13 protein-coding genes are annotated in these 13652 nt (G+C 64.0%); 5 read left to right on the forward strand and 8 right to left on the reverse strand.

Features of this window, described 5'->3' with window-relative positions; genetic code table 11:
* The 3 genes from AB4Z00_RS07185 to AB4Z00_RS07195 form a co-directional block, all read right to left on the reverse strand.
* A partial coding sequence (locus tag AB4Z00_RS07185; protein ID WP_442045480.1) for an RNA polymerase sigma factor region1.1 domain-containing protein occupies window positions 1-1429 on the reverse strand: 1429 nt, incomplete at its 3' end.
* 40 nt (window positions 1430-1469) lie between these two features.
* Entirely contained in the window at window positions 1470-3359 is a 1890-nt protein-coding gene (gene dnaG, locus AB4Z00_RS07190) for a DNA primase (protein WP_442045481.1), read from the reverse strand.
* Between the two features lie 27 nt (window positions 3360-3386).
* Entirely contained in the window at window positions 3387-3839 is a 453-nt protein-coding gene (locus AB4Z00_RS07195) for a GatB/YqeY domain-containing protein (protein WP_132262901.1), read from the reverse strand.
* Window positions 3840-4002: 163 nt separating this feature from the next.
* On the opposite strand from AB4Z00_RS07195, the gene carA reads away from it, so the two are divergent.
* The 4 genes from carA (at window position 4003) to greA (ending at window position 9691) form a co-directional block, all read left to right on the forward strand.
* On the forward strand, window positions 4003-5169 hold the full coding sequence (gene carA / locus AB4Z00_RS07200; protein ID WP_442045482.1) for a glutamine-hydrolyzing carbamoyl-phosphate synthase small subunit: 1167 nt from the start codon (window positions 4003-4005) through the stop codon (window positions 5167-5169).
* 166 nt (window positions 5170-5335) lie between these two features.
* A complete protein-coding gene (locus tag AB4Z00_RS07205) occupies window positions 5336-5713 on the forward strand; it encodes a hypothetical protein (protein ID WP_134092948.1) in 378 nt (125 codons plus the stop codon).
* Window positions 5714-5760: 47 nt separating this feature from the next.
* A complete protein-coding gene (gene carB / locus AB4Z00_RS07210; protein WP_442045483.1) occupies window positions 5761-9084 on the forward strand; it encodes a carbamoyl-phosphate synthase large subunit in 3324 nt (1107 codons plus the stop codon).
* Window positions 9085-9214: 130 nt separating this feature from the next.
* Entirely contained in the window at window positions 9215-9691 is a 477-nt protein-coding gene (gene greA, locus AB4Z00_RS07215; protein WP_132262894.1) for a transcription elongation factor GreA, read from the forward strand.
* Between the two features lie 106 nt (window positions 9692-9797).
* Here greA and AB4Z00_RS07220 read toward each other — a convergent pair whose 3' ends face one another.
* From AB4Z00_RS07220 to AB4Z00_RS07240, 5 genes are all read right to left on the reverse strand, one after another.
* A complete protein-coding gene (locus AB4Z00_RS07220; RefSeq protein ID WP_132262892.1) occupies window positions 9798-10019 on the reverse strand; it encodes a DUF4170 domain-containing protein in 222 nt (73 codons plus the stop codon).
* 130 nt (window positions 10020-10149) lie between these two features.
* Window positions 10150-10731, reverse strand: a complete 582-nt coding sequence (locus AB4Z00_RS07225) for a hypothetical protein (protein ID WP_314465386.1) — start codon at window positions 10729-10731, stop codon at window positions 10150-10152.
* On the reverse strand, window positions 10718-11038 hold the full coding sequence (locus AB4Z00_RS07230) for a hypothetical protein (RefSeq protein ID WP_442045484.1): 321 nt from the start codon (window positions 11036-11038) through the stop codon (window positions 10718-10720). The genes AB4Z00_RS07225 and AB4Z00_RS07230 overlap by 14 nt, the downstream gene beginning before the upstream one ends.
* Window positions 11035-11421: a phage holin family protein gene (locus tag AB4Z00_RS07235; protein ID WP_442045485.1), complete on the reverse strand. Its 387-nt coding sequence runs from the start codon at window positions 11419-11421 to the stop codon at window positions 11035-11037. The genes AB4Z00_RS07230 and AB4Z00_RS07235 overlap by 4 nt, the downstream gene beginning before the upstream one ends.
* Before the next feature lie 21 nt (window positions 11422-11442).
* Entirely contained in the window at window positions 11443-11958 is a 516-nt protein-coding gene (locus AB4Z00_RS07240; RefSeq protein ID WP_442045486.1) for a hypothetical protein, read from the reverse strand.
* Between the two features lie 199 nt (window positions 11959-12157).
* Here AB4Z00_RS07240 and eno point away from each other — a divergent pair, with 199 nt between their 5' ends.
* The gene (gene eno, locus AB4Z00_RS07245; protein ID WP_132262885.1) at window positions 12158-13444 is read left to right on the forward strand and encodes a phosphopyruvate hydratase; all 1287 of its coding nucleotides are present in this window, start codon (window positions 12158-12160) and stop codon (window positions 13442-13444) included.
* The last annotated feature ends 208 nt before the right edge of the window (window positions 13445-13652 follow it).

Genomic DNA, 13652 nt, shown 5'->3' on the forward strand with positions numbered 1-13652 from the left:
TCCTGGATGAGATCCAGGAACTGAAGGCCGCGTCCTGGATGAGATCCAGGAACTGAAGGCCGCGGTTCGTGTACTTCTTGGCGATCGAGATCACCAGGCGCAGGTTCGCCTCGACCATTTCCTTCTTGGCGATGCGCGCCTCGCGCTCGCCCTTCTGGACCATGTTGACGATGCGGCGGAACTCGGGAAGCGCCATGCCGGTGGCGGCGGCGATGTCCGAGACTTCCGCGCGAATGCGCTCGACCGGATCGACTTCGGCCTCGGCRAAGGCCGCCCACTTCTTGTCCTTCTTGGCCATGTCGGTGAGCCAGGTGTCGTCCAGCTCGCGGCCGACATARGTYTCMAGGAAGTCGGCGCGCTTCACCTTGTGACGCTCCGCCAGGCGCAGCATCTGGCCGCCCAGCGTGGTGAGGCGGCGGTTGAAGGCGTAGAGGTTGTCGACGAGATATTCGATCTTCGTCGCGTGGAACTTCACCGATTCGACYTGCGCGGTYAGGTCTTCGCGCAGYTGCTGGTACTGGTCTTCCTTGGCGRCCGGGAARTCGATGCCCAGCGCCAGCGCGTCGAGACGCTCCGACTGGAGGCGCTCGAAGGCCTGGAACAGCTCGGTGATGAGCATGAACTTCTCAAGCGCTTCGGGCTTGAGGGCCGCTTCCATCTGGGCGAGGCTGAGGGTGTTGTCCTCTTCCTCTTCCTCGGCTTCGCGCTTGGGGATCGGGTTGCCGTCCTCGTCGACTTCGTCGCCGGACTCTTCCTCGACTTCGTCCTCGTCCTTGAACGAGGGKCCGGCGGTCTTTTCGCTGATCTCGCCGTCGTCGTCGCCTTCACCGTCCTCGGACAGGCTTTCCGGCGCGGGCTCCTTCGAGAGCATSGCGTCGAGATCGAGGATCTCGCGCAGCTGCATCTCGCCGTTGTTGAGCGCTTCGGACCACTGGATGATGGCGTGGAAGGTGATCGGGCTCTCGCAGAGACCCAGGATCATCATGTCGCGGCCGGCTTCGATCCGCTTGGCGATGGCGATCTCGCCCTCGCGGCTGAGCAGTTCGACGGCGCCCATCTCGCGCAAGTACATGCGCACGGGGTCGTCGGTGCGCTCGACCGTTTCCTTCTTCTTGGTATCGACCACCATGCGGGGCGAAACGTCGTCCGAATCGGACTCCTCGTTGTCGCGGTCGTCGTCTTCCTGCTGGCCTTCGGAATCTTCATCGCTCTCGACGATGTTGATGCCCATTTCGGAGATGGCCGCCATGATGTCCTCGATCTGTTCGGAGGACATCTGGTCTTGCGGGAGAGCTTCGTTCAGTTCGTCGTAAGTAATGACACCCCGGCGCTTGGCGCGGGCGATCAGCTTCTTGATCGCGCCTTCGTTCAGGTCGATCAGCGGTGCGTCGGTCCCGTCGTCGCCGCCGGTGTTGTCGTTCTTGCTCATTCTTCGCCGTTATCCCCGTGCATTCAACCCGATTATACCGTCAGGAAGAAGCCGCCTGTCTTGTCGCCATTTGCCTGAGCCGACTATCAAATTCCAGCTTTCTCTTGAGCAGGCGCTGCTGATCGGCAAATGCCTCTTCAGACAACTCGCTTTCGAACCTTGCCGTTGCCTGAGCCAATGCCGCATCCAGAACCGGACGCTCTACCAGGAGGTCGATTGCCTGGGCCAGATCCTCTGCCGCCTGGTCCGCGCCGGTATCGGTGTTCAGGAACCCGAAGCGCAATCCCGAGTATTCTGCGGTGCCGGGAATCTCCAGGCCATTCTCGACCAATATGGTGGCGAGGTGGTCGCTTTCAAGCGCGCCGCTGGCCTGGCAGCAATCGAGCAGCAACCCGAAGCGCGGATCCAGCCCGGGGGTGCGGGCCAGTGCCTCGGCGTGGCGGCGAACCTGCGCAGGCCATTGAATAAGCCCGGCAAGCACTGCGGCCGAGAGCGCATCCCGCGCGCCGCCGCCGGTTGCCCGGCGCAGGCGTTCGAGCGATTCGGGGGTCGATTCGGCCTGGGGTTGCCAGCGGCCGTTCTGGAAGTTCCCGCGACCGCCGCGCGGCTGGCTTGCACGGAACTGTCCGCCTCCGCCACCACCCTGCTGCCAGCGGCTTTCACGCTTGGGAAAGGCGAATTCGGAGTAGCGGTCCTGCAATTCGCGCCGGTAGAGACTGGCGATATCCGGGTGCTGGATCGCATCGACATGCGCCATCAGCCGGGCCTTGAGGCCGGCCTTGTCCTCGGGCGTGGTCAGCGGCTGCGCGTCGCGCTCCACTTCCCAGAGCACTTCGATCAGGCTTCTGGCCGCGCCGAGTGTCTCTTCCATGGCCCGGGCGCCGCGCTGTTTGATGAGATCGTCCGGGTCGAGGCCTTCGGGCAGGCGCACGATGCGCAGGGAATGGGCAGGGCGGAGCAGGGGCAGGGCGCGGGTGACGGCGCGCATCGCCGCGCGCTGGCCCGCCGCATCGCCGTCGAAGCAGAGCACCGGCATTTCGACATGGCGCCAGAGCATCTCGATCTGCTGCTCTGTCAGCGCCGTGCCGAGCGGAGCGACGCATTCGCCGATCCCGGCCGCCGCCATGGCGACCACGTCCATATAGCCTTCCACCACCACCATCCGGCCCGACTGGCGCGCGGCAGGCGCGGCGCGGTGGAGGTTGTAGAGCGTGCGGCCCTTGTCGAAGAGGGGCGTGTCCGGGGAGTTCAGATACTTCGGCGCATCCGTTTTCTCCTTGGAGAGGATGCGCCCGCCGAACGCGATGACGCGGCCGCGCGCGTCCTCGATCGGCAGCATAAGGCGGCCGCGGAAGCGGTCGTAGGGATCGCGGTTCTCCACTTCGATCCGCAGGCCCGCCTCGATCAGCATCGCCTCGGGGAACTTGCCCAGCGCTTCCTTCATCGCCTGCCGCCCCTCGGGCGCGAAGCCGAAGCCGAAGCGCTGGAGGGTATGGGCATCGAAGCCACGCGTGCCGAGATAGGCGCGCGCCGCCTCTCCGCCGGACGAAGACAGGTTCTGCACGAACCAGGCTTGCGCGGCGGCCATCACGTCATGAAGCGTATCGCGCTTTTCCGCCGCCTTGGCTGCGCGCGGATCGGGGGCAGGGACGTCCATGCCCGCCTCGGCCGCCAGCTCCTTGACCGCGTCCATGAACGACAGGCCCTGATGGTCCGTCATCCAGCGGATCGCATCTCCATGTGCGCCGCAGCCAAAGCAGTGATAGAAGCCCTTTTCGTCGTTGACGGTGAAGCTTGGAGACTTCTCGTTATGAAACGGGCAGCAGGCCTTGAACTCGCGCCCCGCCTTGGTGAGGCGGGTCGAGCGACCGATCAGCGCAGACAGCGTTACCCGCGTGCGCAGCTGGTCGAGCCATTGGGGAGTAAGCACGGTCCTGCCGCCCGATTTCGTGTCAGGTCAGGCCAGCGCCGCCTTCACCCAGCCCGAAGCCTTGCCCATGTCGAGCTGGGTGCCGTGGCGCGCTTTCAGCGCGGCGACGACCTTGCCCATGTCCTTCATGCTCTCGGCACCGACTTCGGCCTTGATGGCCTCGATCAGGGCCTTGGTCTCTTCCTCGGAGAGCTGCGCGGGCAGGAAGGTTTCGATCACTTCCAGTTCGGCCTTCTCGTCGGCGGCCTTTTCGGGACGGCCACCTTCCTCGAAGAGCTGGATCGATTCGCGGCGCTGCTTCACCATCTTCTGGAGCACGTCGATCACCATGGCATCGTCGTCCGGAAGAGAATCGGCGGTGCGCAGTTCGATGTCGCGGTCCTTGATCTTGGCAAGGATGAGGCGCACGGCGGCGAGACGCGGCTTGTCGCCCGCCTTCATCGCGGTGATCTGGGCGGCCTTGATCGAATCACGAAGCATTGTTTTCCTGCTGTTCTGATAGGTTTGGGGAAGTGTCGTGGCGCAAAACTAGCAAGCCGCGCGCCAAATTGCACCTCTCGCGCCTTGACGCGGTGCACAACCCTCTCTAGCGGGCAGCCCTTAGCACACATAGTCAGAAACGCCGTAAACGGAGCGACCCACCATGGCCGACGCCGCATATACGCTTGCGCCCAAACCTGAAGGGGCGACAGGCGTTCTCGTCCTGAGCGATGGACACGTGGTCTGGGGCCGCGGCTTTGGAGCCGTCGGCGAAGCAGTCGGCGAAGTCTGCTTCAACACCGCGATGACCGGATATCAGGAAGTGATGACCGACCCGTCCTACGCGGGCCAGATCGTCACGTTCACGTTCCCCCACATCGGCAATGTCGGTGTCAACGACGAGGATCTCGAGTCCAAGGTCGATGGCGCCGTGGCCTGCGTCGTCCGCGAAGACGTGACGCTGCCGTCGAACTTCCGCTCTGCCGGTGAGTTCGGCGACTGGCTCGCGCTCAAGGGCAAGGTGGGCCTTTCGGGCGTCGACACCCGCGCGCTCACCCGCCGCATCCGCCTGCAAGGCGCACCCAACGCCGTCGTCGCCCATAACCCGGACGGCGAGTTCGACATTCCCGCCCTGATCCAGCGCGCACAGGAATGGCCCGGCCTCGAAGGCATGGACCTTGCCAAGATCGTCAGCCGTGAAATCCAGGAGGGCTGGGAAGGCTCGACCTGGGAACTCGGCGAAGGCTTCGGTGCGGCGGAGGGCGACGCTCTCCCGCATGTCGTTGCCATCGATTACGGCGCCAAGGACAACATCTTCCGCAACCTGGTGAAGGCCGGTGCACGCGTTACCGTGGTGCCTGCCGAGACCTCGCTCGACGCGATCCTCGCGCTGGAGCCGGCGGGCGTCTTCCTCTCCAACGGCCCGGGCGACCCGGCGGCGACCGGCGAATATGCCGTTCCCGTGATCCGCTCGCTGCTGGAGCGCGACGTGCCGATCTTCGGCATCTGCCTCGGTCACCAGATGCTCGGCCTTGCGGCCGGCGCCAAGACCTCGAAGATGCACCAGGGCCATCGCGGCGCCAACCACCCGGTGAAGCGCCTGGACGACGCCGTCGTCGAGATCACCTCGATGAACCACGGCTTCGCGGTCGACAACCAGACCCTGCCGGAGAACGTGGAGGAGACGCACGTCTCCCTGTTCGACGGTTCGAACTGCGGGATCTCGATCAAGGGCAAGAAGGCCTTCGGCGTGCAGTACCACCCCGAAGCCAGCCCCGGTCCGCAGGACAGCTTCTACCTCTTCGAAAAGTTCGTGGGGATGCTGGCCTGATGGGATTGGCGGGTCGGGCTCTTCTGGCGGCATTCGTGCCGCACCCCGCATCGGCGATCATTGCCGGTGCGGCCCAGCGAGCTTTCGACCCGGCATGTCCCTTTGCCTATGCAGGCGGGAGCCCGGCCTTGGTGCCGGGAACCCACCAGAGGCAAGGGGCCATACGATGACCGACCTTATCGACCACATGATCGCTTACTATATTGCCGGACAGGCTGCCGAACTCACGGTTGCGCCGCGGTTCTACCCTTACGGTGAACTGCAGCTCATCTTCGAGGACAAGGTCTCGGTGGCCGTTCGCAAGTTCGGCCCCAAAGTGCGCAAGCACGCCAAGGAAGCCGGCAAGGTCTTCATCGACTGGATGCTCGAAACGGGCGCCTGGTCGACCACGGAGGGCGAGTACGGCGGTTCGATGCACCAGTTCCAGGCTGACCGATACCGCGCGGTGATCCGCGAGGAGCAGGACAGCAACCCGATCATTCTTCAAGCCAAAGCCGAAGGCCCGGATTACTGGGACAAGGCGTTTGGCGAGCTGGTGGCCTAGGCCGCCAGTCCGACATACAAGACACACAGGACACCCCAGGACAGCCCATGCCCAAGCGCACAGACATCTCCTCGATCCTCGTCATCGGCGCCGGCCCGATCATCATCGGCCAGGCCTGCGAATTCGACTATTCGGGGACCCAGGCGATCAAGGCGCTCAAGGAAGAGGGCTACCGGGTCGTCCTGGTGAACTCGAACCCGGCGACGATCATGACCGATCCGGACATGGCCGACGCCACTTATGTCGAGCCGATCACCCCGGAAGTGGTCGCCAAGATCATCGAGAAGGAGCGCCCGGATGCGGTGCTCCCGACGATGGGCGGGCAGACCGCGCTGAACTGCGCGCTGGCGCTGTTCAACGACGGCACGCTGGAGAAGTTCGGCGTGCAGATGATCGGCGCTGACGCCGACGCCATCGACAAGGCCGAGGATCGCCAGCGTTTCCGCGACGCGATGGACAAGATCGGGCTGAACTCGGCGCGCTCGGGCGTGGCCCACACTCTGGACGAAGCGTTCGCGGTGCTGGAAACCACCGGCCTGCCTTCGATCATCCGTCCCAGCTTCACGATGGGCGGCACCGGCGGCGGCATTGCCTACAACAAGGCCGAGTTCGAGGCGATCGTCCGCTCGGGCCTCGATGCCTCTCCCACCACCGAAGTGCTGATCGAGGAATCGCTGCTCGGCTGGAAGGAGTATGAGATGGAAGTCGTGCGCGACAAGCACGACAACTGCATCATCATCTGCTCGATCGAGAACGTCGATCCGATGGGCGTCCACACCGGCGACTCGATCACCGTGGCCCCGGCGCTGACGCTGACTGACAAGGAATACCAGATCATGCGCAACGCCTCGATCGAGGTGCTGCGCGAGATCGGCGTCGAGACCGGCGGTTCCAACGTGCAGTTCGCGGTCAATCCGAAGGACGGCCGCCTGATCGTCATCGAGATGAACCCGCGCGTCTCGCGCTCCTCGGCGCTGGCGTCGAAGGCCACCGGCTTCCCGATCGCGCGCGTCGCGGCGAAGCTGGCCGTGGGCTTCACGCTCGACGAGATCATGAACGAGATCACCGGCGCCACGCCGGCCGCGTTCGAGCCGACCATCGACTACGTCGTCACCAAAATCCCGCGCTTCGCTTTCGAGAAGTTCAAGGGCGCCAAGAACGACCTGACCACCGCGATGAAGTCGGTCGGCGAAGTCATGGCGATCGGCCGCAACATCAAGGAATCGATGCAGAAGGCCCTGCGCGGCCTCGAAACCGGCCTCGACGGTTTCAACCGCGTGGTCGAGCTGGAAGGCGCCGGGCGTGACGTGATCACCGCCGCGCTCTCCAAGGCGACGCCGGACCGCCTGCTGGTGGCCGCCCAGGCCTTCCGCGAAGGCTTCTCGGTGGACGAGATCCACGCCATCGCGCATTACGACAAGTGGTTCCTGCGCCACATCGAAGAGATCGTCGCCGAAGAGGCGCAGATCATGAAGCATGGCCTGCCGATCGATGCGCAGGGCCTGCGCCGCGTCAAGGCCATGGGCTTCTCGGACAAGCGCCTTGCCACGCTCGCGGTGCGCTCGGTCGGCGTGGCCGGCGGCATGGGCGAAACCCAGGCGAAGAGCTCGGGCCTCGTGCACGACGCGCTGCGCGCCATGGCCGGCGCCACCAGCGAGGACGAAGTGCGCAAGCTGCGCCAGAAGCTGGGCGTCCACCCGGTGTTCAAGCGCATCGACTCCTGCGCGGCCGAGTTCGAGGCGGTCACGCCCTACATGTATTCGACCTACGAAGCGCCGATCTTTGGTGAGCCGGAGAACGAGGCGAACCCGTCGGATCGCCGGAAAATCGTGATCCTCGGCGGCGGTCCCAACCGCATCGGACAGGGCATCGAGTTCGACTACTGCTGCGTCCACGCCTGCTTCGCGCTTGCCGAAGTCGGCTACGAGACCATCATGGTCAACTGCAACCCGGAAACCGTTTCGACCGACTACGACACTTCCGACCGCCTCTACTTCGAGCCGCTAACCGCCGAAGACGTGCTGGAAATCCTGCGCGTTGAGCAGCAGAACGGCGAACTGGTCGGCGTGCTGGTGCAGTTCGGCGGCCAGACCCCGCTCAAGCTGGCGCAGGCGCTTGAGGACGCGGGTATCCCGATCCTCGGCACCTCGCCGGACGCGATCGACCTTGCCGAAGACCGCGAGCGCTTCTCCGCGCTGGTCGACAAGCTGGGCCTGAAGCAGCCGGCCAACGGCATCGCCCGCAGCCGCGACGAGGCGGTGAACGTCGCCAACCGCATCGGCTATCCGGTGCTGATGCGCCCCAGCTACGTGCTCGGCGGCCGCGCGATGGAAATCGTCGACAGCGAGCAGCAGCTTGACGACTACATCACCACGGCCGTGCAGGTTTCGGGCGACAGCCCGGTGCTGATCGACCAGTACCTGCGCGATGCGATCGAATGCGACGTCGACGCGCTTTGCGACGGCGACCAGGTCGTCGTGGCCGGCGTCATGCAGCACATCGAGGAAGCGGGCATCCACTCGGGCGACAGCGCCTGCTCGCTGCCGCCTTACAGCCTCCCCGCCGAGATCATCGCCGAGATGGAGCGTCAGGCCGAAGCGCTGGCCTTTGGCCTCAGCGTGCGCGGTCTGATGAACATCCAGTTCGCGGTGAAGGACGGTGAGGTCTACCTCATCGAAGTGAACCCGCGCGCCTCGCGCACGGTGCCCTTCGTGGCCAAGGCACTCGGTCAGCCGGTCGCCAAGATCGCCAGCCGCGTGATGGCGGGCGAAAAGTTGGCAGACTTCCCGCCCTTCAAGCGCGACCTGCCGTACATGGCGGTCAAGGAAGCGGTCTTCCCCTTCGCGCGCTTCCCCGGCGTCGATCCGGTGCTGAGCCCTGAAATGAAGTCGACCGGCGAAGTCATGGGCATCGATGCCGACTTCCCGACCGCGTTCCTCAAGGCCCAGCTCGGTGCCGGCATGCGCCTGCCCGATAGCGGCACGGTGTTCGTCTCGGTGAAGGACAGCGACAAGGCAGTGATCCTGCCTGCGGTACAGTCGCTGGTGAAGGAAGGCTTCCGCATCGTCGCCACCTCAGGCACCCACAAGTACCTGAGCGAAGCCGGTCTGCCGGTGGAACTGGTGAACAAGGTGGCGGAAGGCCGTCCGCACATCGTCGACAAGATCGTCGATGGCGATATCGCGCTGATCTTCAACACCACCGAGGGCTGGCAGAGCCTGAAGGATTCGCAATCGATCCGCGCTTCGGCGCTGACGGGCAAGGTGCCGTACTTCACGACAGCGGCTGCCAGTGTCGCTGCTGCACAGGCAATTTCTGCACAGCGCGGGAGCCAGCTTGAAGTGCGTTCGTTGCAGGATTATTATAGCTGAAATCGATCTAGCCTCCCCACATCGCTGCAGATCGGCCCAGTCCCCGGGAAAACCCTGAGGGACGGGACAGGAAACTAGTCTCACCTGACTGGTTTCGCGGAGCGGGGAGGCAGCAGGAAGGAAGTGTTTGATGGCCAGTATCGAAAAGCTCCCCATGCTCGCGGAAGGGTATGAGAAGCTTACCGCCGAGATCAAGGCGCTGCGCGAAGAGCGCCCCCGGATCGTTGACGCGATCGAGGAAGCGCGCGCGCACGGCGATCTTTCGGAAAATGCCGAATATCATGCCGCCAAGGAGCGTCAGGGCCAGGTCGAAGCGACGATTGCGGATCTGGAAGACAAGATCACGCGCGCCCAGATCGTCGATCCGGCCACGCTTTCGAGCGACAAGATCATCTTCGGCGCGACCGTGACGCTGCTCGATGAAGACGACAAGCCGGTGCGCTACCAGATCGTCGGCCCTTATGAAGCCGATGCCCGCGTCGGTCGCATCAGCTACAACTCGCCGCTGGGCAAGGCTCTGATCGGCCGCAGGGTCGAGGAAGAAGTGGAAGTCACCGTTCCGGCGGGCGACAAGTTCTACCTGGTGCAGAAGATCGAGTTCGTCTGAGCGCCGATCTTCCGTTTTGCAGACAAAAGAAAAGGCCGGCAGAAATGCCGGCCTTTTTCGTTATCCGCGACTTGCGGGTGAAGCCCCCGTGAGGGCTTGCCGCTCGTCAGGCTTCCGGCTGGTCGGGCTGAAGCAGACGGTGCAGGTGCACGATCACATACTTCATTTCCGCATCGTCGACCGTGCGCTGGGCGGACGAACGCCAGGCGTCTTCTGCCGAGGCGTAGTCCGGGTAGACGCCGACCAGATCGAGTTCATTGAGATCGGCGAATTCAAGGCTGCGGGGATCTGTGACCCGGCCGCCCATCACAAGGTGAAGCTTCTGCATGGGACCGCTTTCGTGAGTGGGAAGAGAGATGCCGACCCCATACGTTTTGCCAGGTTACAGGGCAAGAGCGGATCGCACTGGCGATCCGCTCTCATAAATGATACTGCTTCTCAATAACAAGAAGACCGCGTCAATGCGGCAGGCGCTGGGTCAGTCCGCTAAAGATCTCGGCAATGCGGTGACTGCCGGAAGTGGCGGTTTCGCTGGCCGAATGACCGATTTTGTGCGCCTGGCGGGCGGCCACTTCACCGGCTTCGCTTGCCCGCTTTGCCGACGCGCGCCCAAGGGCACTTGCAGCAGCCAGCGCTGCCATGCCGTATTTTTCAAGTCGCTCGGCGGCAAGTTCGCCGTTCTTCTCGGCGCTGTCGGCTACCAGGCCGGCCTTCTTGCGCGCGCTCGCGCTCAGGTCGTGTGCCTTCTCGGCAGCTTCCTTGCCCAGCAGGGCAGTGGCAGCGCCGGCCGCTTCGGCCAGGTGCGCCCCGCGCGAAAGGACGCCACGGGTCATGCGGCGCGGCAGCAGTGCGCTGACGAGCGCCCCCGCCGCCAATCCGCCTGCCACCACCAGAACCGGATGGCTCTTCACGAACGCCACCACCTTTTCCGAGGGGCGTTGCTCGGCCTTGGCAGCCTTGAGCGCCACGACCTTGCCGGGATTGGAATCGCTGGCTGAGGTTGCGGGGAGGGTAGGGGTGGTCGTTTCAGTCTTGCTCACCGTCGGACTCCTTCGGGTGTCTGCCGGAACCGAACAGTCGATCGATCCCGGCCATGATCGGGTTACGCAGAAGCCAAAGCACCAGTGCAGTGAAGGTTCCGCCAATCGCGACGGGATGCTCTTCAACGACGGTGACCGCCTCGTCGAACATGTCGGCGGCCTGTTCGACAGCCTCGTCGATGATGCGACCGGCCAGACCGCGCACTTCGAAATCGGCCTTGAGCGCGCCGTAACGGGCATCGAACACGGCCTTTGCGGTGTCCCTGGCCGAACGATCGATTTCCAGTTGCCGGGCGAGGGCGCTCATTCCGAACCTTCCTTTTCCTTCAGGATCGCCATCATCCGCTTCACCCGGCCCCGCGCGGAAAGCCCCATGAACAGGGCAACCAACAGGATCGCCACGGGTACCGCGACCATGGCCAGCCATGGCCCGATCAGTGTGCCGACGGCGATGACCGCGCCGAGAACGAGGGCCATGAGAGCGAAGAACACGAAGATGGCGGCACCGACGCCGAGAACGGCGATCGATTTCGTCTCGGCACCGAGATAGGCGGCCCGCGTTTTCTGGTACGTGACTTCCGCCTGCGCGAACGTTCGCGCTTCGCCCAGCAGCAGGCGCACGTCTTCAATCAGGGAAAGGTCCTCGCCCTCCTGAAGGGGAGGGGCGAGGTTGGCTTGGGTGTCCAGCATCGTCGTGCGAACGATAAGCGCTTACTTGCCGCTCTTGAACAGACGGGCGAAGAGATAGCCGGCTGCCACTGCCATGCCGACTGCGGCGACCGGGCTCCTGCGCACGAATTCCTTGGCTTCCTCGCCAAGTTCATCGATCGACTTCTCGTCGAGCTTGTTCGCGGTATCGGCAAGGGACTTCGACGCGGTGCGGGCATAGTCGCCGTACTTCGCGCCTGCCTTCTCGTCGATCAGGCCGGCATTGTCGTCGATCATCTTCGACAGCCCCACGATGGCCTGGCTGGCCTTGGCCTTGCCCTGGTTCGCGAAATCGGCGGCCTTGACCTTGGCGTCGTCGGCAAAGGCGCTGGCCTTGGCCTTGGCATCTTCCGAACGGACCTTGGCTTCGCTCGACAATTCGCCTTTGGTCTGGCTGAACTTCTCATGGCAACCGTCGGCCATGGCCTGAACGCCGGCCTTCGCTTCTTCGACGGCCTTGGTGAARTGGCTCTTGGCGTCGTCAGTGCCGTTTCCGGTGCTCGTGGTGGTCTCGGACATTGCGAATTCCTTCCTTGCTTCCCGTTGCGCCGTATTCATTTCGAGGCTGCTCGGTGTCTTGAGCGATATGCGGCATGAGTAACACAACTTGTCGTCGAAATGGCAACGCAACTTGTCAGGCGTAGTTCCCCTGCTAAGACGCCGGACGAGAGTGCGCCCAAGCGTCTCAGGGGGCGCCTTGCAGGAGGAATATCCCGTTATGACCGCGATTATCGATATCCACGGCCGCGAAATTCTCGACAGCCGCGGCAATCCCACTGTCGAAGTCGATGTTCTTCTCGAAGATGGCAGCTTCGGTCGTGCAGCAGTTCCTTCGGGTGCTTCGACCGGCGCGCACGAGGCCGTCGAACTGCGTGACGGCGATACGTCGCGCTATCTGGGCAAGGGTGTGTTGAAGGCCGTGGACGCGGTCAATGGCGAGATCGCCGAAGAGCTAGTCGGCATGGATGCCGAAGACCAGCGGGATCTCGACCTGTGCATGATCGAGCTTGATGGCACGGAGAACAAGGGCCGCCTCGGCGCCAACTCCATTCTGGGCGTCAGCCTTGCCGTCGCCAAGGCGGCTGCCAATGCGCGCGGCCTGCCGCTCTATTCCTACGTCGGCGGCGTTTCCGCGCATGTCCTGCCGGTGCCGATGATGAACATCATCAACGGCGGCGAACATGCCGATAACCCGATCGATTTCCAGGAATTCATGATCATGCCCGTCGGCGCCGATTCGATCGCCGAAGCGGTGCGCTGGGGTTCGGAAATCTTCCACACCCTGAAGAAGGGCCTGCACGAGAAGGGCCTGGCCACCGCGGTGGGCGACGAAGGCGGTTTCGCGCCGAACCTTGCCAGCACCCGCGATGCGCTGGACTTCATCATGGCCTCGATCGAAAAGGCCGGCTTCAAGGCGGGTTCGGAAATCCAGCTCGCGCTCGACTGCGCCTCGACCGAGTTCTTCAAGAACGGCAAGTACGAGATCAGCGGCGAGGGCCTGAGCCTGACTCCGGTGGCCTTTGCCGATTACCTGGCCGACCTGACCGAAGCCTATCCGATCATCTCGATCGAAGACGGCATGGGCGAGGACGATTTCGAAGGCTGGAAGGCCCTGACCGACAAGATCGGCCACAAGGTCCAGCTGGTTGGCGACGATCTTTTCGTCACCAATCCCAAGCGCCTGACCATGGGCATCGACAAGGGCCTGGCCAACTCGCTCCTGGTGAAGGTCAACCAGATCGGCACGCTGACGGAAACGCTGGAAGCCGTTTCGATCGCGCAGGGCAACGGTTATACCGCCGTCATGTCGCATCGTTCGGGCGAGACCGAGGATGCGACCATCGCCGACCTCGCCGTCGCCACCAACTGCGGCCAGATCAAGACCGGCTCGCTCGCGCGTTCGGACCGGCTGGCCAAGTACAACCAGCTTATCCGTATCGAGGAAGAACTGGGCAAGGCGGCGCGTTACGCCGGTGCCTCGGCCTTCGGCCGCCTTTCGCGCTGACGGATCGACGAGGCCGGCCCGGCGGGCATATCCGGCCGGGCCAGCCTCGCAGCATGAAAAAGGGCCCGGTCTCCGTATGGGGACCGGGCCCTTTTCGTTGCGGTTCTGCTGCCCGGGAATGCCGGGTCTGGCCGGAGAAAGCCGGGTGGCCGATTTCCGTCAGGAGAAATCGACCACCCGGTCACCGCCGCATATCCCATCCTTGTGC

Origin of the sequence: Novosphingobium sp. YAF33 (assembly GCF_052113265.1) — a bacterium.
GTDB lineage: Bacteria > Pseudomonadota > Alphaproteobacteria > Sphingomonadales > Sphingomonadaceae > Novosphingobium.